This window comes from Rheinheimera sp. NSM, from assembly GCF_052380015.1.
Lineage (GTDB): Bacteria > Pseudomonadota > Gammaproteobacteria > Enterobacterales > Alteromonadaceae > Alishewanella.
Genome location: NZ_JBQTCI010000001.1, coordinates 513,869 through 532,381, shown reverse-complemented (window position 1 = coordinate 532,381; position 18,513 = coordinate 513,869). Strand labels below are relative to the sequence as shown.

At 53.1% G+C, this 18,513-nt stretch carries 14 protein-coding genes; 4 read left to right on the top strand and 10 right to left on the bottom strand.

Going from position 1 to position 18,513, the window contains the following annotated elements:
- The first annotated feature begins 128 nt into the window (after positions 1-128).
- Positions 129-1,127, top strand: coding sequence for a PAS domain-containing protein (locus tag ACTZWV_RS02380; RefSeq protein WP_444785000.1), 999 nt, complete (start codon positions 129-131; stop codon positions 1,125-1,127).
- A 27-nt stretch (positions 1,128-1,154) separates the two neighbouring features.
- Here ACTZWV_RS02380 and ACTZWV_RS02375 read toward each other — a convergent pair whose 3' ends face one another.
- Positions 1,155-2,321, bottom strand: coding sequence for an MBL fold metallo-hydrolase (locus tag ACTZWV_RS02375; RefSeq protein ID WP_444784999.1), 1,167 nt, complete (start codon positions 2,319-2,321; stop codon positions 1,155-1,157).
- Between the two features lie 117 nt (positions 2,322-2,438).
- On the opposite strand from ACTZWV_RS02375, the gene ACTZWV_RS02370 reads away from it, so the two are divergent.
- Positions 2,439-3,038 carry a TetR/AcrR family transcriptional regulator gene (locus tag ACTZWV_RS02370; RefSeq protein ID WP_444784998.1) on the top strand — a complete coding sequence of 200 codons (600 nt, stop codon included), beginning with the start codon at positions 2,439-2,441 and terminating at the stop codon, positions 3,036-3,038.
- Positions 3,039-3,044: 6 nt separating this feature from the next.
- Here the strand turns inward: ACTZWV_RS02370 and ACTZWV_RS02365 are convergent, their stop codons facing one another.
- From ACTZWV_RS02365 to ACTZWV_RS02340, 6 genes are all read right to left on the bottom strand, one after another.
- A complete protein-coding gene (locus tag ACTZWV_RS02365; protein WP_444784997.1) occupies positions 3,045-3,311 on the bottom strand; it encodes a DUF3325 family protein in 267 nt (88 codons plus the stop codon).
- Positions 3,308-3,631: a hypothetical protein gene (locus ACTZWV_RS02360; RefSeq protein ID WP_444784996.1), complete on the bottom strand. Its 324-nt coding sequence runs from the start codon at positions 3,629-3,631 to the stop codon at positions 3,308-3,310. The genes ACTZWV_RS02365 and ACTZWV_RS02360 overlap by 4 nt, the downstream gene beginning before the upstream one ends.
- Positions 3,622-5,187, bottom strand: a complete 1,566-nt coding sequence (locus ACTZWV_RS02355; RefSeq protein WP_444784995.1) for a PepSY-associated TM helix domain-containing protein — start codon at positions 5,185-5,187, stop codon at positions 3,622-3,624. Before ACTZWV_RS02355 ends, ACTZWV_RS02360 begins: the two co-directional genes overlap by 10 nt.
- Before the next feature lie 166 nt (positions 5,188-5,353).
- Positions 5,354-9,295, bottom strand: coding sequence for a di-heme oxidoredictase family protein (locus ACTZWV_RS02350; RefSeq protein WP_444784994.1), 3,942 nt, complete (start codon positions 9,293-9,295; stop codon positions 5,354-5,356).
- A 373-nt stretch (positions 9,296-9,668) separates the two neighbouring features.
- A complete protein-coding gene (locus ACTZWV_RS02345) occupies positions 9,669-10,307 on the bottom strand; it encodes an alternative oxidase (protein ID WP_444784993.1) in 639 nt (212 codons plus the stop codon).
- Positions 10,308-10,369: 62 nt separating this feature from the next.
- Entirely contained in the window at positions 10,370-10,993 is a 624-nt protein-coding gene (locus ACTZWV_RS02340) for a LysE family translocator (RefSeq protein WP_444784992.1), read from the bottom strand.
- 203 nt (positions 10,994-11,196) lie between these two features.
- Between ACTZWV_RS02340 and ACTZWV_RS02335 the strand changes: the two genes are divergently transcribed.
- Together ACTZWV_RS02335 and ACTZWV_RS02330 are read left to right on the top strand one after the other, a co-directional pair.
- Positions 11,197-11,649: an SRPBCC family protein gene (locus tag ACTZWV_RS02335; protein ID WP_444784991.1), complete on the top strand. Its 453-nt coding sequence runs from the start codon at positions 11,197-11,199 to the stop codon at positions 11,647-11,649.
- A 412-nt stretch (positions 11,650-12,061) separates the two neighbouring features.
- Positions 12,062-12,472: a hypothetical protein gene (locus tag ACTZWV_RS02330; protein ID WP_444784990.1), complete on the top strand. Its 411-nt coding sequence runs from the start codon at positions 12,062-12,064 to the stop codon at positions 12,470-12,472.
- A gap of 52 nt (positions 12,473-12,524) precedes the next feature.
- Here the strand turns inward: ACTZWV_RS02330 and ACTZWV_RS02325 are convergent, their stop codons facing one another.
- Genes ACTZWV_RS02325 through ACTZWV_RS02315 form a run of 3 tightly spaced genes read right to left on the bottom strand, consistent with a single transcriptional unit; the run spans position 12,525 to position 18,345 of the window.
- A complete protein-coding gene (locus tag ACTZWV_RS02325; RefSeq protein WP_444784989.1) occupies positions 12,525-13,907 on the bottom strand; it encodes an efflux transporter outer membrane subunit in 1,383 nt (460 codons plus the stop codon).
- Positions 13,900-17,097 (bottom strand): efflux RND transporter permease subunit, encoded by a 3,198-nt coding sequence (locus tag ACTZWV_RS02320; RefSeq protein ID WP_444785638.1) that lies wholly within the window; start codon positions 17,095-17,097, stop codon positions 13,900-13,902. The genes ACTZWV_RS02325 and ACTZWV_RS02320 overlap by 8 nt, the downstream gene beginning before the upstream one ends.
- 6 nt (positions 17,098-17,103) lie before the next feature.
- Positions 17,104-18,345 (bottom strand): efflux RND transporter periplasmic adaptor subunit, encoded by a 1,242-nt coding sequence (locus tag ACTZWV_RS02315; RefSeq protein ID WP_444784988.1) that lies wholly within the window; start codon positions 18,343-18,345, stop codon positions 17,104-17,106.
- Positions 18,346-18,513 lie beyond the last annotated feature (168 nt).

The following is an 18,513-nucleotide window of genomic DNA, read 5'->3' as shown; positions in this document are numbered from 1 at the left end:
TACCGCCTTGTGTCGCAAACGCGGCGCAAGGTGGTTGGCAGAGCACTTTGGCAAAACACAGTTAGCAGTGAGTAGCGCTTTGGCTTACACTTTAAACCTTGTCGTTACTGTTTTGGTGAGTACTTTCTATGCAAACCCCGGCTATTCCTGATAACGAAATAGAACGATTACAAGCACTTATCGAATCCGGCTTATTCGACAACGATATTGATACCGATTTCGACCGCTTTACCCGGCTGGCGCAGGCGTTGTTTGGCTGCAAAATCTCGCTGTTGTCACTGGTTGATGAGAAACGGCAATGGTTTAAATCACGCCTCGGTATTACCGCCACAGAAACGCCGCGCGATGTGTCGTTTTGTGCGCATGCGGTATTTAATGATCAGCTGCTGTATATACCGGACGCCAGCGCCGACCAACGCTTTGCTGATAATCCGTTAGTTACCGGCGCACCGGCTATCCGCTTGTATGCCGGTGTACCGCTGCATTCTGTTGATGGCCTGCCGCTGGGTACCTTGTGCATTATTGATGACATACCCCGCGAGCTAAATGCGTTGCAGCTTACCCTGCTGCAGGATCTGGCGTCTTTGGCAGAAACAGAAATTGCCCGCAGTACTTTAGCCAGACAAGCCGAACAACTGCAGCGTGACAAAAAACTGGTAGAGCAGCACCGGCAACGCCTGGCCGGCTTTATCGAAAGCTCACGCCTGGCAACCTGGGAATGGAATGTGCAAACCGGCGATGCCATTTTTAATGAACGCTGGGCCCAAATGCTGGGCTATGATCTGTACGACTTATTGCCGTTAAGTGTCGACACCTGGCTGAAACTGGTGCACCCAACCGATAAGGCGCAGTCTGAACGCTTGCTGCAACGCCATTTCAACGGCGAAATCCCCTTTTATGAGCTGGAATGCCGCATGCAGCATAAAGACGGCCATTGGGTGTGGATCCTAACCCAGGGTAAGGTTATCAGCCGCACAGAACAAGGCCTGCCACGGCTGATGGCCGGCACCCATCAGGATATCAGTGAACGTAAAGCCAGCGAAGCAGCCATCACCGAAGCCTATAGTTTACTGCAACAGGTATGCCGCAATGCCGGGTTGGATATCAGCGGGCACGATAAACGCTGAAACCATGGTTGCCAGCCAGAGCCCCGGTTACTCTGCCGCTGCGGCAACAGTAGAAGACGTTGGCGCTTCAGTGCGCGGTATCAGTGCCTGCCACCAAAAACTGTTTTGCGCCACACTGCGATGCAATTCTGACATCGACACCACCTGACCAAACTGTGGTGTCAGCAGTGCCGCATCAGCTTGTGCTGCCGCAGCACTAACCCGTTCAAGTGGCTCATACCAGGCATGAAACGCCAGATCAAAGGTACCGTTATGTACCGGCACCATGACCCGGCTTTTAACATCCAGGTGCGCCTGCATGCTTTGCTCCGGTGTCATATGAATATGCGCCCAGTCATTATCATAAGCGCCGGTTTCAATAAAGCTGATATCGAACGGGCCGTATTTATTGCCTATCTGCTTAAAGCCATCGAAGTAACCGGAATCACCACTGAAATACACTGCACCGGCCAGGGTTTTAATTACCCAGGAGCCCCACAAAGTAGTGTTGCCATCACCAATACCGCGGCCGGAGAAATGCTGCGTTGGCGTAAAGGCAATCAGCACCTTGTCGCTGGTCTGCTCTTGCCACCAGTCAAAACGCTGAATTTTTTCTGCCGCCACACCCCATTTTTGCAGATCTGTTTCTACCCCTAACGGCACCAAAAACTGCGCCGTTTTTGCTGCCAACAGTTTAATGCTGGCTTTGTCTAAATGATCATAGTGGTTATGCGAGATCAGTACTTTAGCGATGGCTGGCAGCTCTGCAATACTGATTGGCGTTTGGTGAAAACGTTTCGGGCCTAAAAATGAAAACGGCGAAGCACGTTGTGAAAATACCGGGTCCAACAGCCAGTATTCACCATAGACTTTTAACAGTACCGATGAATGCCCCAGCTTAACAAAATGCACATCGTTATCCGGTAAAGCATCAAGCTGCTGCCGGCTCAGCGGTTGCAGCGGTATGATTTTTGCCGGCACTTTATCTACCGCCGGTTCAGTAAAATAGCGCTTGGCAATTGCCAGCGTTTTCAGCAAGCCCGGTTGTTCAAAGGCCTGCACATTATGAAACTTGCCATGCTGGTACCGGCTGGCATCCGTTAAGGTTGTTGCATCTACATTCGCTACTATTCTGGTATTCAGCATCACTATTCCTGCCCCTGTCAGCGCCAGGCTGCCCGCCAGCCAGCGTAGTGGTTTCATTAATTTGCGCATAAGCTCACCAAACATAAACTACACCGTGCAGTTTACATGTAAAAACACATAAGTAAACTGGTTAGTGCAGTTTTTTCTGTGCCGGGCTACAATAGCCGCACCGGAACAAGGTTTAAAATGATGAAACTAACCGACAAAAAACGCATGCAAATACTTGATGCGGCAGAAGAACTTTTCCACAGCAGCGGTGTGGAACATACCAGTATGGATCAGCTGGCGCTGCAGGCTAAAGTGTCCAAACGCACGGTATACAACCATTTCGCCACTAAGGACGCACTGTTTCAGGCGATTTTGCAGCGTATGTTCGACAAACTGGCGCAGGGCGGTGAAGTGCGCTTTAACGCGGCAGAGCCTATTGAGCAGCAACTACGCCGCATAGCGCAAGATGAAGTCGCGCTGCTCAGTTCAGCAGCCTTTTTACGCGTGGCCAAAATTGCCATTATGCAGGTAATGCAGCGCCCGGAACTGGCACAGCTGATGAGCGACAGCAGCCTGGGTTGCAAGCGTTACATCGACAGCTTTTTAACCGACGCCTGCTCTGCCGGTGTGTTGCAGATTACAGATATCCCCTTTGCCGGTAAGCAGTTTATTTATCAGCTAAAGTCCTTTGTGTTTTACCCCAGTTTATTTGGCCTGGAACAGCAAACCCCGGCGCAACAGGCGCATATTATCAACGAAGCGATTGCGTTGTTTCTGGCGCGGTATCAAGCTAAATAACGGCTGTTAAAACCGCTGCCGGTATGCCAGCACCGATGCTACCAGCAGTGCTGCCATAGTCAAAATACCAAACCAGGTCACTAAGTCTTCAGCCAGCTGTTGGCGCTGCAACACCAGCAGTAAAGGCAACAGTAATAAAGCAAAACCGCTTAGCCGCCAGATACGCTCTGCCCGGGAGCTTAAATGACGTAAGCCAAACAGCCGGCGATAACGCGGCATCGCCAGGCTCAGCAGCGTAAAACCGCTCAAACATAATAACCACAGCAACATCATCTTGTTTGCTCCGCACTGGTGCTGGCATCTGCCGGCGGCGCGGTGTAAACCAGGCTCAAATATAAGCCGGCGCTTAACAGCAGTAAGAGCAGGCTGGTTCTGCCCAGCCGTCTGGTGCTTATTACCCATAGAATAATCAGGCTGTAGCAGAGAAAACTCAGTAGCATCAGCCAGACAAAAGCCCCGGCTTTATCGGCACCCAATAGCGCCAGAACGCCCGGCACGGCGGCCGTGGCCAGAATACTCAGGCAAAAGCCGCCGGCAATCGCCAACAGCAAGCGGTAGCTTAATTGCACTTTGGGGTGTGATATTAACGACATGCCAGCTCCTGCGCGGTATCGCCTTCGTGCTTAGTCAGGTGTTGCTTAGCCCGGGCCGCGCGGCGCAAGGTAAAACGCCAGAGCAGAAAAAACCCGGCAGCGCTTAGCAGCAGGGCCAAATCCACTGTCAGTAAGGTGGTGTCGGCAGGAAAACGGTAACTGAGCAAATTGCGCTGCACCGTGAGTATACTCAGCAGCGGTAACACTGAATACGCCAGCCCAAGCAGCAAAGCGCCCTCGCGCCAGCTGTTGCTGATACCGCGTAGCAACGGATACAACAGCATTAACGCCCAGCCGGCAAAAAAGCAGTGAATCTCCATCTCAGCACGGTTTTCCAGCGCCAGCGGTAATAAGCGGTTGGCGTAAAAATACGCTGCCACGGCTAATGGCAAGCCCAGAATAACACCGACATTTAACCAGCGTACCAGTTGCTGCCCCGGCGCTATGTTGTGGCTAGCCCCGGGCTTTTGCAATCGTTTTTCTGACCACAGCACCAACCCGGTAGCGATCATCAGCGTGCCCATCACCCCGCTGATAAAGTACAGCCAGCGCAGCTGCAAACCGGCAAAACGGCCGGCATGCAAATTCACCATGGTGCGGCGGGTGTGCTCGGCGGCCAATTGCGGTTGCAACTTGCTGAGCAATTCGCCGGTCACTGCGGAATAAATTAAAGTACGGCCGGGCACAATAAGTGACTGCGTACTGCCTTCGGTAAACTGCACTGTGGCGGCCGTATCACCGGGATTATTCACTGCCACAAAAGACAGCGGCGCCCCGTTTAACTGCAACTTTGCCTGTTGATACAACTGCTGCAGCGGCAACATAGCGGCCGCTTCACCACTGGCCACCACCGCCGCCGGTTGCCGGGTTAAGGTTTCAAACAACGTATTACGATCACCAAAGCCAAGCGAAATGGCCCAGGACAAATACATAAACATCAGTGTCACCAGCCCGGTGTAGGTGATCATTAAATGAAACGGCAATGCCAGCACTGCGGTAATAGTGTGCGCATCCAGCCAGCTGCGCGGCCCCTTGCCCGGCTGAAAACTGAAGAAGTCTTTAAAAATCTTTTTATGAATAATCACACCGCTGATAATGGCCACCAGCATAAACATGCTGCAAATACCCACCAGCCAGCGGGCCCACAGCACCGGCATATAGTGTAAGTCAAAGTGAAAACGGTACAGAAAGCTGCCGCCACGGCTGTCTCTTAACGCGACTTCCTCACCGTTGCCATCCAGCGTAGCGCGCTGAAAACCACGCCCGCCGGCGGCGGTATCGCGCCAGAATATGCTGGTGGTAGCAGAGCGCTCATCGGGCAACGACACAGACCAGCGCGCCGAATCCGGCGCCTTTTGGCTCAGGAACGCCTGCGCCTGCGCCAGGCTTTGCTCAGGCCGGGCCTTATGTTGCAGTTCAGGCTGCATCCAGGCGGTAATTTCATGCTGGAAAAACGCCAGGCTGCCGGTGAGAAACACCGCAAACAATACCCAGCCAACGACAAGCCCGGACCAGGTGTGCAACCAGGTCATGCTGTCGCGGAATCTTGCTTTCATTCGTCTTACCTTTAATGCACGGCCATACCATGCTATGCAGTAGCCATAAATAAGGCCGGTATTATTAGCATAAAGCATAAATAATAACAATTATCATTCGCGAATTGATAGGAAGAAAAAACGGCACTGCTAGTGAGTGCCGTTTAGCTAAGCGGGTTGCTATGCGCTATAAACTGTTCAAAAACGCCAGCAAGGCGGCCTTATCTGCCGCGGCCAGGTTCTGGTAATTTACTCTGCTGATTTCTGCCTCACCACCGTGCCAGCGGATCGCTTCATCAATAGTGCGGGCGCGACCGTCATGCAGATAGTTCGCATCCGGTGTACAGTATTGATGGCCATCCAGGCCAAAGGCATCCCAACCGGTGTTGCCTGCTACACCGCCGGTAACACAGGCCGATAGCCCTAAGCCCCACAGCGGCGCAGTGCGCCATTCACTGCCGCTGGCCCCACCTTCGGCTAAGTTATCGACCAGCCCGGGGCCCATATCATGCAGCAGTAAGTCGGTGTAGGGCCGTATCGTCTGATTGCGCAGCTCGGCCAGCGGGTGATATTCGCTGGTTTGAAAGCTTTCGACATGGCAGCCGTTACAACCTATGTTGCTGAACACCGCCTTGCCCTGCAGCACCTGCGGCTTGTTGTAATCACGCTGTGGCCGCACGCCCAGCAACGAAATGTACTTAACCAAATCGGCCAGTTGCTGCTCGGGTAGCTGCGGGCCTGCACTGCAATCGCTTTGGTTAGCACCACAATCCGGTGTCGGCAGCATTGCCGTCATCACGCCCATATCGGTGTTCAAGGCGGCCGCCAACTGATGCTTTACACTGCCGGCAGCGGCTTTGTAGCCAAAACGGCCCAGCCGGGTTTCACCGGTAACGGGGTCAATAACGCGCTGCGCACGGCCGGAAATACCATCGCCGTTAGCATCGTCCGGATCTTCCAGCGCCAGTATCGCCGCTTCGGGTATTGCCTCCAGCAAACCAATACCGTTTAACTGCGGTGCAATACGGGCCGAGTAGGTATCAGGCACTATGCCGCCAAACTGATAATGTGGCGTACGCAAGCCGTTACTCTCAGTAAAAGCAGCGATAGAGGGCATGCCTTCACCGCTGGCGTTACCACTGGCACGCGGTTGTAATACCCGGCCCAGCTCTGCGTGCGATAAACCTTCAGCATTGCCTACTTTAAATACCCATTTGTCCAGCGGCTCGCCAATGCCCGCTACCGGCGCACGACCATTGCGCACATGGCAGCCGGAGCAGCGCTCATTAATATAGTGCGAGCCGGCAAGGCCTGCCATGGCGGCAAAACTGCCGTTTTCAGCGTTTTCGTCATGGCTGCCATCCAGCACAGAGCTATGGTGTACCCGCCGTCCCAATACAAAGGGCTGGCCATTGTCGTAACCCAGGTTAGTCGCCATTTGTTGAAAGTGGCCATCCGGCTCGGCAGTCATTTGCACATGCAAGGTGGTGTCGCCACCTAAACGCGCGCTGGCAGGCAGCGGCACTGAATCGCGCTGTAAATAGCGCCCGGGCTGAAATACTTCTTTGTCGGTAACATCCCACGGCACTATGCCCTGGCCAACAATATACAAAAAGGTGGTGCCGTAATAGTTAGCGCGGCCACGCGGCAGGGTTGATCCATCGAGAAACTGGCTGACTTCAAACTCCAGCTTATCGCCAACCTGAATCGGCCGGCCTTCACGGCAGTTATAGCTTTCTTCTTTCCAGTAGTGGGTGTTATCTACCATATTCATTACACCATTACCGCAAAACTCGGCCAGGGTGTTGACACCGATATACCACCAGCGGTTTTCGGCTTCGGTATCATGCAGTTTATTTTGCGTCACCACATTCATGCGGATACTGCTGCCGCCTTTGGCCACGTAGTCGACGATCTCTATCGCGGCGGTTCTGTCTTCCCAGTAAAACGTCAGGTAATGATCATAGGCCTGAAAATGGTTTTCTTTGGCATGCCGGTCGCGGGCACGATCAGAGAAACGTGTTACCAAAGCATCACCGCGATCATATTGAATGGCGCCCTCCAACGGCGTAGCAGCGTTATACAGCGGTACCACATTTACTGATGTCAGCGGGCAGCCATTGGCATTAACCGGGGTGCCGGCCGGTGTCCCCGGGCAGTTATCCAGTTCATTGCTGACCCCATCGCCATCACTGTCCTGGCCGGGCTCGGGCGTTGGGTCCGGGTCGGGCGTTGGATCAGGGTCAGGTGTCGGCTCCACTGCTGCGCCCAGGGTATAAGTTTGCAGCGCAGTATCCACCGCATAGCCGTTGGCCGTATCCCAGTAAGTAAAGAAGTAGCTCAGTACAGTGCCGGGCGCCAAACCCGCTACCGGATAGCTGTTTGCGCCATTTTGCTGCTGCATGGCGACATTAATCTGGCCGCCGTTATTCACGCGGTAATGCACATCAGCCCAACTGTCGCTGTTAACATAAAACCGCACACTGTCGGCGCCGGTTTGCGCCACACCAAAAGCCCCGGCGGCGGTGGGGCAGCCGTTATTATCCACCGCACTGCCGGCTGCAGTATTGGCGCATTGGTCCTGGTTGTCAGGCACACCATCGCCGTCACTGTCGGCTACCGCTGTACCGCCGCCTTGCCAGACAATATCGTCGATAGCAAATTCAAAGCTGCTGCCGGGTAGCTGGCCATCAATACTGGCAATATAAAACATGCCGCTTAACGCCTGTAGCGCAATTAACTCGCCGCGTAAATCGGCCACCGGAATGCTCGCTTGTGCCCAATCGCCATTACGCACCAGACCATAACGGTTTTCATTGGCGGGGAAATTCAGCCAATTTTCATTACTGTAGGAGTCGGCAATGCCAATTTTAAAGCTGACATTGGCCGGAATTTTGATACTGAACTTTAACGTGCCATCGGCAAAGTTGCTCATATCACGCACTTGCCGCGCCTGAACACCGCCACCAAACCATTGGCCCGGGCTGGTGTAGTGCCAGGCAATAACATTGCTGCCTTCCAGCGGTGCGGTGTTGCCGGCGGTTACCGAATTTTGGTTCCAGATATAAATATCGGAGCTGACGCCGGCCTGCAGCTGATCTGTCGTCGCTGTGGTATCGGTAAAAACACCAAAGTTGCCGCTTTGTGGCGGGTTAACATTGCCGTTAAACACCTGGCCCATGCCGTTTAGCTGGTACACCCGCAAATAATCGATATACATTTTCGCTGGTAACGGTGCCGTAATCTGCGAATTAACCGCAGCATCGGTAAAATTGCCGCCTACTGCCAGGTTCAGCAGCAGATAAAACGGCTGCTGCAGCTCGCTGGACTCTGCGGTAATGCTGATCGGCGCGTCATACATATCGTACTCAACCCCGTTATCAACAACGGTAAAACGCAGCTGAGTGTCGGTCCAGTAAGTACGGTAGGTCACAAAGCGGTTGCTCAGTGGCTGGGCAGCCACATAAGCATTGTCGGTTTGCCAGGCTGTCATGGCAGCACAGGTAGGATTTTCCGGCACACAGGCGGCGTCGGCGTAAAAAATCGCATTAGCGCCAACATAGCTGTTGATATCGGCGCCCGGATGGCCAGCGTCGCTTCTGCCCTGAGCACTGTGGCCCATTTCCATCATGTCAATTTCGCCTTTGGCCGGCCAGCTGGCGGTGCTGGTACCCAACATCCAGGCGGCAGGCCATAAGCCAATGCCCAGCTGTGGCACCCGCATACGTACTTCAATCATGCCGTATTGCAGCGCCAGTTTATGCTGGCTGTCTACTTTGCCGGAGCTAAAAGCGCGGCCGCCAATGGCGTCGTTACGCGCCTGCAATACCAGCGCCTTGTTACCCGGCTCACCGGGCACATCTTCAATACTCAGATTATTCGCGCTGTACCACTGCAACTCCTGGTTGCCCCAGCCACATAAGCCAATAGCACAGCCGTCGCCTTCTATCTGATTCCACGTATTGTTATTTAAGCTGTTAAAGTTGTCCTCAAACAGCAGGCTACCAATCACCGGATTGGTTACATCTGCCAATGCGCTGTGCGGCACAGCCAAAGTACACAGGCCAAGCAGAGCACAAAGCCATGGGCGCGGCGTTAACCACGCCCGAAAGTTGTTAGTATGTTTCATTTGCAATAACCCACAGGTTGCACATTCATCTTTCAGGCAACGCCGGTAGCATTAACGGCATACCGTAGCGCGCCCGACCGGGCTTGCTGAGTGTGAAAACAATCTTGCGGGTGAGACTGAACACAGCGCCGGCTTACTAAGCAGGCGGCAGCTGGCACAGGCATTGCTGCCTGTGGCATTACGTTATGTTTTATCCTGTCCTGAGGCGCTTACCGGCTCTGTCTTGTTACCTGTTCTTGCTACCGGAGGTTCAGACAGTATTGTTATGTTCAAGCTAAAATGTAAGCGCTTACTTAAGCTAGATGAGATCAGCGGACAGGTCAAGTTATTGCGTTAAAAGCAGGCAAAGCTAACAACGAACAACGCCACATACTTAGCGCGACGCTGCCAGTTGATTGGCAAAATCATGGTTTACATCGCGGTGCCCCGCTTCATCGGCACGTACGGCAATAATCACCTCGCGTAGCCTGGCGTCGCCGGCTAACTGCCAGTAATCTATCGCCACCTGCGGCGCGGCAATATTTTCTATCTCACCGCTGTCTATTTCCGCCAGATAGCAGCTGTAGCTGTATACCGCTTCTTCTTCAAAGTAGCCCACCAGCCGGTGCGCCGTTTCTGCCGACAGCAGATACAGCACTAAAAAGCCGGTAAAAAACAGCCCCTGCGCCAGCAAGATCAGCAGGCGCTCAAACCAGTTCGGTTTGGCAATCTCTATAAAAGTCATCAGGTGCATACGCTCGTTTTCGGCTTCATCCAGCAACACCCGAATCCAGCCATGGTCGTCTTCCATCCGGCGCAAGCTGCGCATATGCCGCAACATACCGGCCACCATTCCCGGTACGCCGGCCACGGTTTCCAGTATCACGGCACGGTGACCATAACGCTTGGCAAAAAAGGTGTCGGCGCAAAAGCGCAGCATTTTGGTTAAACGAAAGGCAATACGATCAGAAAAATTCTGCGGGCTGTGGCGTGTGGCTAACGGATCAGTCTGGCTAAGCGGGTCTTCAGACATCAGTGGCTCCTTTTGTTATGCCGCATCACAGTATCACAGGTGCCAACTGAACCCTTACTGAGTTAACCCAGTAACATCCACAGCGCTACAGCAAACATCAGGCTGGCGCCGATACGGTTTAAATACTGCACGCGGTTGGGTTTGCCAAAAAACAGCGCCAGCGCTTTACCACCACTGGCGTACAACAACATAGATAAAAACTCCAGCAGTAGAATAATCGCCACCAGCACTAACAGCTGCGGCCAAAACGCCAACTGCGTATCAATAAAAGGCGGTAACAGCGCCATATGAAAGGCCCAGCCTTTGGGGTTAGACACCGCGGTAATAAAGCCCTGGCTAAACAAGGTACGTCGCGCCATTAACTGCCGTATTTCGCCTTGTTGCGGCAGCGCCAGCTTGCCTTTGGCCAGCCACATTTGCAGGCCTATATAGCCGAGGTAACAGGCACCAATAATTTTAAACCACTGAAACACGGCCGGAAACTGCAGCATTATCGCCGCCACGCCGCACACCGCCAGCACGGCTACCAGCGCCACGCCAAGCATTTCGCCCCACATCATCCAAAAGGTACGCCGCACGCCCTGGCTCATGCCCAAGGTCATCGCCAGTGTCATACACATACCCGGCGTTACCGAGACAAATAAAAATGTCGGAATAAAAGCACCCATCAGGGCCAGATTAACCATAGCAACCTCAGCAGCAAAGTAGCGCTATTCTGGCTGGTTGCAGCAGCGCCAGCAATAGCTTTGAGCAGGGTTTTTCGGCACTTGAGCGCAGCCATACAAAAACCTATAGTAAACAAATTTCTCCACTCCTGTCGAATCCATCCCTGCTGTTTCGACTAAGCTGTGATACAGCAAATTATTGCGTTTAACACAGGAGATTCGTTATGTCAGGCAATACTGTAACATTGCACCGCGTTATGAAAGCTACACCAGAGCGGTTGTACCGCGCCTTTTTAGATGCCGATGCGCTAGCCAAGTGGTGCCCGCCGCATGGCTTTACCGGCAAGGTGCATAGTATGGATGCGCGGGTGGGCGGCGGTTATAAAATGTCGTTTACCAATTTTAATACCGGCAGCAGCCACAGCTTTGGCGGCACTTATCTGGAGCTGAAACCAAACGAGCTGATCCGTTATAACGACCAGTTTGATGACCCCAACCTGCCCGGCCAAATGCAGGTAACCATCCGGTTAAAACCGGTACTGTGCGGCACTGAATTGCATATTGAACAAAGCGGTATACCGGACGCGATACCGGTTGAGTTTTGTTACGCCGGCTGGCAGGAATCTCTGCAGTTGCTGGCGTTATTAACCGAGCCGGAGATCCCGGACGGCCCATAACAGTGAAAATGGCGGCGCTGGCCTGTTAACGGCCTGCGCCACTATCGTTATTTTAACCTTAACTTTAGCTGTCAGCCTTTTCTACGCCGATAAAGCGATATAGCTTTGCTGCAGTGCGCTGACAGCAGCGAGCTGACTCACCTGACTAACACTAAACCACTTTTGCACTCTATGCCGCCTACCGATACCCGCTGCCCAGTGGCAGCCGAATCTGGCATCTAGATCGGTCTGTCGCTGAGGCCTTGTAAGCTACTCAATAAATTGATATTTTCGCCACTTTTTGGCCAACTCATTCATTGAGATTTTTAACCACCAAGCTACAGCCTCGGTATTTTCTGCAATTGGATAATTGGCACAGCTATTGCCTCACGCCGACACTTAACAGATAAATTAAACGACTTGAGGGCTTAGCATGACAACAACATTTTTATCCAATACATCTCTGTTACTGCGCCGCCTGCTTATTATCACGTTGGCAGGCTTACTGGTGTTCTATCACGTTATCACGCTGTACGAGCTGTATCTCGGCGACAGCAATGCCACCCTTACCCGTTATGACCATATTCAGTCCGTATTCCGCGTTGGTATAACGCTGAGTTTGCTGTTGGTGGTGTTTGGCGTGCGCAGGGCCCTAATCGGCATGTGGCTTAGCATCGGCGCCTTGGTCGCTACCCACTACTGGGCGCATTTTGGCAATTTGCCGGTCGACTTCACCGCTGGCCGCCATCCGCTGTCGTACCTGAAAGGCTTTATCTTCCCCACTCTGATCACCCTGGCATTCCCGCACAGCAACAAGCGCGCAGTTGACAATAAAGCCGACTAATCAGAAAAACACAGAAAAAAGCCGGGCAAGCCCGGCTTTAATTTTACTGACACTAGATCAGCTGAATACCACCACCAAAGCTGCGGTAAATGCCGACTAAACGGACAAAGCTTTGCTGTTGCAGTTGCGCTAACTGATCGCGGCTGCGCAGCAATTCGCGCTCGGCGTCCAGCAGGTCAAGGAACTCACCGGTACCGGCATTATAACGCTGGCGGGCAATTTGCACCGCCTTGTTACTGGCCTGCCATTGCAGTTCTGTGCTCAGTTGCTGCTCACGGCTTAAGTTGTAGCTGTTAAGCGATAACTCCATCTCGTTGATGGCATCAAACACCTGCTGTTCAAACTGCGCCAGCGCCATTTGTGAGCTGGCTTTAGCTTGGCGGATCCGCGCTTTTACCGAGCCTAAATCTGCGGCCTGCCAGCTCAGTGCCGGTGCTACTGACCAGCTTTGCGTCTCACTGCTCAGGGTTAAGCCCGGGCCGGAGAGAAAGCCCAAAAAGCCGCTTACCGACAGGTTAGGATATAAATCTGCCGTTGCCACACCAATATCAGCAGTGCGGGCCGCTAAGATACGCTCGGCACTTGCCACATCGGCACGGTAACGCAGGTAATTCTCACCTTCTACTACCGCCACCGGTTGTTTCAGCTCAGGTAAGTACGGCACCGCACCCAGCTTTAACTGGCCGGGCCGTTGCGCCAGCAGGGCCGACAGAGTGGCATCTGCGGTTAGCAGTGCAACACGGTAAGCCGGTACTGCGGCATGCACCTGATGCAACTGCACCTCTATTTGTGCCAGCTCCAGCTCAGAGGCCATACCGGCCTCTAACCGTGCCAGCACTATGGCGCGGCTTTGCTGCAGATTCTGCAGGTTTTGCTCTGCCACCACTAAGCGCAGCTGGGCACCGCGGTATTCGCCATAACTGGTGGCCACCTGGCTTATCAGCTGCACCTGGGCATCGTGCCATAAAATATCGGCTTGCTGCGCTTGCGCTTCTGCCGCTTCACTGGCGCGGCGTAATTTACCGAACAAATCCAGGTCCCAGCTTAAGTTGGCGCCGGTGCTGTAACCGCGGGTTATCACGCCATCATCGGCTGGCGATAACGTAGGGTTTTCACTGGCCTGGTAACCGGCATCCAGCGTGCCCTTGGGCAAAAAGTCGTTATTGACATCACGAAACACCGCATAAGCGCGATCGACATTAGCACGGGCTTGCGCCAGGGTACGGTTTTCAACCAGGGCACGGCTAATCAGCTGGTTTAGCACGGCATCGTCAAACGCCTGCCACCAGCTTTGCGCCTGCTCTGCCTGCTGATACGGGCTGTTAAAGCTGATATCGGCTACCTTTAGCGGCGTTTGGTAATCCGGCCCTACGGCACAGGCACTTAATGATGCCACCAGTATAGCGATAGCCGACAGTTTCATTGTGTTACGCATGAGAGCCCTCCGCAGAATCAATTACTGTTGCAGCCGCTGGCTCTATTGCAGCCTGGCTGGCTTTGTTGTCGCCACGTTTGGCCAACATATAGTAGAACAGCGGGGTTAAAATTAAGCCGAAGATAGTCACGCCTATCATACCGGCGAATACTGCCACCCCCATGGCCTGGCGCATTTCGGCACCGGCACCGCTGGAGAACACCATTGGCACCACCCCCATAATAAAGGCGATCGATGTCATCAGTATTGGCCGTAAGCGCAGGCGGCCGGCTTCCAGTATGGCTTCCATTGCGCTCATGCCATGGTCTTGCAGCTCTTTGGCAAACTCGACAATTAAGATGGCGTTTTTGGTTGCCAGCCCCACCAATACTATTAAGCCAATCTGGGTGAAGATATTGTTGTCGCCACCGTAGATTAGTACGCCGCTCAGTGCCGATAACAACGTCATCGGAATGATCAGGATAATCGCCAGCGGTAAGCTTAAGCTTTCGTACTGCGCCGCCAGCACCATAAACACCAGCAGAATAACCAACGGGTAGATAAACATCCCGGCGTTACCGGCCAGAATTTGCTGGTAGGTCAGCTCTGTCCACTCGTAGGTCATACCATTGGGCAGGGTTTCAGCCAGTATTTTCTCAATCGCCGCCTGGGCTTCACCGGTGCTGTAACCGGCAGCCGGGCCACCGTTAATTTCAGCGGTGGTAAAGCCGTTGTAGTGCATAACACGGTCTGGTCCTGCCGTATTGGTTACGTTGATAAAGGAGCCCAGCGGGATCATGTCACCTTGGGTATTACGCACCTTTAACTGAGCAATTTGTTCCGGTGTTTGGCGGAACTGCTCGTCGGCCTGCATATTAACCTGATAGGTACGGCCAAACTGGTTAAAGTCATTCACATACACCGAGCCCATATAAGCCTGCAGCGTTTGGAACACTTCATCCAGCGCCACACTTTGCTGTTTGGCTTTGGTGCGGTCGATATCCAGATCCAGCTGCGGCACATTGACCTGATAACCGGAAAACACCCCGGCCAGTTCAGGCGTTTGCCAGGCTTTTTGCATTACCTGCATGGTGACTTTATACAGCTCTTCATAGCCATGGTTAGCGCGGTCCTGTATTTGCAACCTGAAGCCACCTATAGTGCCTAAGCCCATCACCGGCGGTGGCGGGAATATCGCAATAAAAGCATCTTCAATACCGGCAAACTGCTGGTTTAACGCCGCGGCTATGGCATTACCGGATAATTCGGCGCTGTCACGCTGGTCAAACCCATCCAGGCCAACAAACACAATGCCGGAGTTCGGGCTATTGGTAAAACCGTTGATGCTCAGGCCCGGAAAAGCAATAGAGTTAGCTACGCCCGGGTACTCCAGCGCAATGCGCGACATTTCTTTAATTACTGCTTCGGTGCGCTCCAGTGAAGCGGCATCCGGTAACTGGGCAAAGGCCACTAAGTACTGCTTGTCCTGACCAGGTACATAACCGGTAGGTGTGCTGGCAAACTGCAGGCCGGTTAAGCCGACTAAAGCCACATACATTACGCCGACAATAACGCCATAGCGGATCACCTTTTTCACCAGCCAGCCGTAACCGCGCGATAAACGGGCAAAAAAGCGGTTAAAGGGGTTAAACAACCAGCCGCCAAATAACTTGTCCATGCCGCGGGTTAGCGCATCTTTTTTCTCGCCATGGCCTTTTAACAGCAATGCCGACAATGCCGGGCTCAGCGTTAACGAGTTAATCGCCGAGATAAAGGTGGAAATGGTAATCGTTAGCGCAAACTGTTTGTAAAACTGCCCGGTTAAACCCGACATAAAGGCAGTAGGAATAAACACCGCCGCCAGTACCAGCGTAGTGGCAACGATAGGCCCGGTGACTTCTTTCATCGCTTTTTGCGTTGCGGCGATCGGCGATAAACCTTCACTGATATTGCGCTCAACGTTTTCCACCACCACTATGGCGTCATCCACTACGATACCGATGGCCAATACCAAACCAAACAGCGATAAGGCGTTTAACGAGAAGCCCAGCATATGCATAAAGGCAAAAGTACCGACCAGTGACACCGGCACTGCCACCAACGGAATAATAGAAGCGCGCCAGGTTTGTAAAAACAGCACTACCACCAGCACCACTAACAGCACGGCTTCGAGCAGGGTTTTTACTACCGCTTCAATAGAGCCGCGCACAAATACTGTCGGGTCGTACACGATGTCGTAGGTTAAACCTTCCGGGAAGCTTTTTGACAATTCGGCCATTTTCGCCCGTACATTGTCAGAAATTTGGATGGCATTAGAACCGGAGGCCTGAAAAATAGGAATAGCCACGGCGTCTTTATTATTCAGCAAGGAACGCAGCGCATAGGTAGAAGCACCCAGCTCTACGCGGGCAACATCTTTTAACCGGCTGATTTCGCCGTTGCCACCCACCTTAATAATAATATCTTCAAACTCTTCTACCGCGGCAAGGCGGCCTTTCACGTTGATCAATAATTGAAAATCAGCGTCACCGCTTGGCTGCGCGCCCAAACTACCGGCTGCGGCCTGCTGGTTTTGCTCGCGAATGGCAGCAGTAATTTGCGCCGGCGATAAGCCCAGCGCCGCCACTTTATTCGGGTCCAGCCAAATACGCATACTGTAATCGCCGGCGCCGAATAACCGCACCGCACCAACACCTTCAATCCGTGCCAGCTCATCTTTTACGTTTAGCGAGGCATAGTTAGACAGGTACAGCATGTCGTAACGCTGGTCCGGCGAGGTTAAATGCACCACCATGGTGAGATCCGGTGATGATTTCTCGGTAACCACGCCTAAACGTTGCACTTCCTGCGGCAGCCGTGGCATAGCGCGGTCTACCCGTGCCTGCACCTGGGTTTGCGCTAAGTCAACGTCAGTGCCAATGGCAAAAGTAACGGTTAATGTCATGCGGCCATCAGAGGTGGCCTGAGAAGACATATACAACATGTCTTCCACGCCATTAATTTCCTGCTCCAGTGGCGAGGCCACCGTTTCAGCAATGACTTTCGGGTTAGCGCCAGGATAGTTCGCGGTAACCACCACTGTTGGTGGCACCACTTCCGGGTATTCAGTAATCGGCAGTTGCCATACTGCTATCGCACCGGTAATAAAAAACAGCAGTGAGATAACAGCGGCGAATATCGGCCGACGGATAAAAAATTGTGAGAACATGATGCTTCCTTAACCGCGTCCCGGCGTTTTGCCGGCTTTGACTGTTGCTGTTGCGCTGTCTGCCTGAGCCGTCAGCGCAGTGCTGGTTTGATCCAGCAGTTGTTGCTCTTTACGTAAGCTGGCTAATTGTTCTGCACTGGCCATATCGACCAGTTTGGGTTCAATCTGCATATTCGGCATCACGCGTTGCAGGCCGTTAACGACAATTTTGTCGCTCGCCGCCAGGCCGTCGGTAACAATGCGTAAGCCGTTAACTTTTTCACCCAGCTTCACCGCACGGTACTCCAGCTGATTATTGCTGTTTACCAGCAGCACAAACTTGTTGTTCAGATCAGTACCTATGGCTTTTTCATCAATCAAAATGCCGTCGTATGAATCGCTGCCCACTATTCTGATGCGGGCAAATAGCCCTGGTAACAGGTTGTTGTCACTGTTGGCAAAACTGGCGCGAATACGGATAGTGCCGGTTTGCGCATCAATGCGGTTGTCAACAAAGTCGACACTGCCAACATGCGGGTAGCTGTTGTCGTCGGCCAGCGCCATATACACCGGGTTAGCTGCAGCGTCACGGGTATCAGCGCGTTTACCGGCTTCGCTCAACCGGGCGTACTTCAGGTAGCTTTGCTCGTCTACATCAAAGTAGGCGTACATTTTTTCCGTCGACACCAGACTGGTTAACTGGCTTTGACCGGCATTAACAAAGTTACCGGCGGTAACCTGCGCATAAGACACGCGGCCGCTGATGGGTGCGGTAATGCGGGTGTAGCTTAAATCCAGTTCAGCGCGCTGCAGTGCCGCTTGCACCGAGGCTACCGTAGCGGCAGTTTGCTGCTTACGTGCCAACCGGCTGTCCAGTATTTCGGCGGAAATGGCGCGTGCACTGCTGAGCTTTTCTGCGCGGTTGTATTCGTTGTCTGCCTGTACTGCGGCGCTTTGCGCACTTTGCAGTTCAGCTTTCAGCCGTGCCACTTCGGCAGCAAACGGCCGTGGGTCAATTTGCACCAACAAATCGCCTTTGCTTACCAGCGCACCTTCGCTAAAGTGCACCTGCTCGATATAACCGGAAACACGCGGCACCAGATTGACAGTTTGCGGCGCCTGCAAGCGGCCGGTAAACTCATCCCATTCAGTAATACGTTCATGAACAACCTGCGCCACACTTACCGCAGGGGCCGCCGGCGCTTGCGCCTGGCCTGCTGCTTCCGGATTGCCGCAAGCAGCCAGCACCAGGGCAGCTACGCTTGCTAACATAAAAGTTCTTACCGTGTTTTTCCTGCTCATGACGCTGCTCTCCACGTTTTTGCTAAAAGTTGCTAAAAAAACTTGTTTATTCTGTACCGCCCGGTAAATATATAGGACGACAAAAAACTGTCAACCGATTTCTGTACCGATCGGTAAATTAATTTAATTCTACGACAG

What these genes read in the sequence shown, in the direction of transcription:
- ACTZWV_RS02365 (WP_444784997.1), bottom strand. Translation starts at nt 3,311, where the DNA reads ATGATGTTGCTGTGGTTATTATGTTTGAGCGGTTTTACGCTGCTGAGC.
- ACTZWV_RS02355 (WP_444784995.1), bottom strand. Translation starts at nt 5,187, where the DNA reads ATGAAAGCAAGATTCCGCGACAGCATGACCTGGTTGCACACCTGGTCC.
- ACTZWV_RS02325 (WP_444784989.1), bottom strand. Translation starts at nt 13,907, where the DNA reads ATGCGTAACACAATGAAACTGTCGGCTATCGCTATACTGGTGGCATCA.
- ACTZWV_RS02360 (WP_444784996.1), bottom strand. Translation starts at nt 3,631, where the DNA reads ATGTCGTTAATATCACACCCCAAAGTGCAATTAAGCTACCGCTTGCTG.
- ACTZWV_RS02345 (WP_444784993.1), bottom strand. Translation starts at nt 10,307, where the DNA reads ATGTCTGAAGACCCGCTTAGCCAGACTGATCCGTTAGCCACACGCCAC.
- ACTZWV_RS02370 (WP_444784998.1), top strand. Translation starts at nt 2,439, where the DNA reads ATGATGAAACTAACCGACAAAAAACGCATGCAAATACTTGATGCGGCA.
- ACTZWV_RS02340 (WP_444784992.1), bottom strand. Translation starts at nt 10,993, where the DNA reads ATGGTTAATCTGGCCCTGATGGGTGCTTTTATTCCGACATTTTTATTT.
- ACTZWV_RS02350 (WP_444784994.1), bottom strand. Translation starts at nt 9,295, where the DNA reads ATGAAACATACTAACAACTTTCGGGCGTGGTTAACGCCGCGCCCATGG.
- ACTZWV_RS02315 (WP_444784988.1), bottom strand. Translation starts at nt 18,345, where the DNA reads ATGTTAGCAAGCGTAGCTGCCCTGGTGCTGGCTGCTTGCGGCAATCCG.
- ACTZWV_RS02335 (WP_444784991.1), top strand. Translation starts at nt 11,197, where the DNA reads ATGTCAGGCAATACTGTAACATTGCACCGCGTTATGAAAGCTACACCA.
- ACTZWV_RS02375 (WP_444784999.1), bottom strand. Translation starts at nt 2,321, where the DNA reads ATGCGCAAATTAATGAAACCACTACGCTGGCTGGCGGGCAGCCTGGCG.
- ACTZWV_RS02380 (WP_444785000.1), top strand. Translation starts at nt 129, where the DNA reads ATGCAAACCCCGGCTATTCCTGATAACGAAATAGAACGATTACAAGCA.
- ACTZWV_RS02330 (WP_444784990.1), top strand. Translation starts at nt 12,062, where the DNA reads ATGACAACAACATTTTTATCCAATACATCTCTGTTACTGCGCCGCCTG.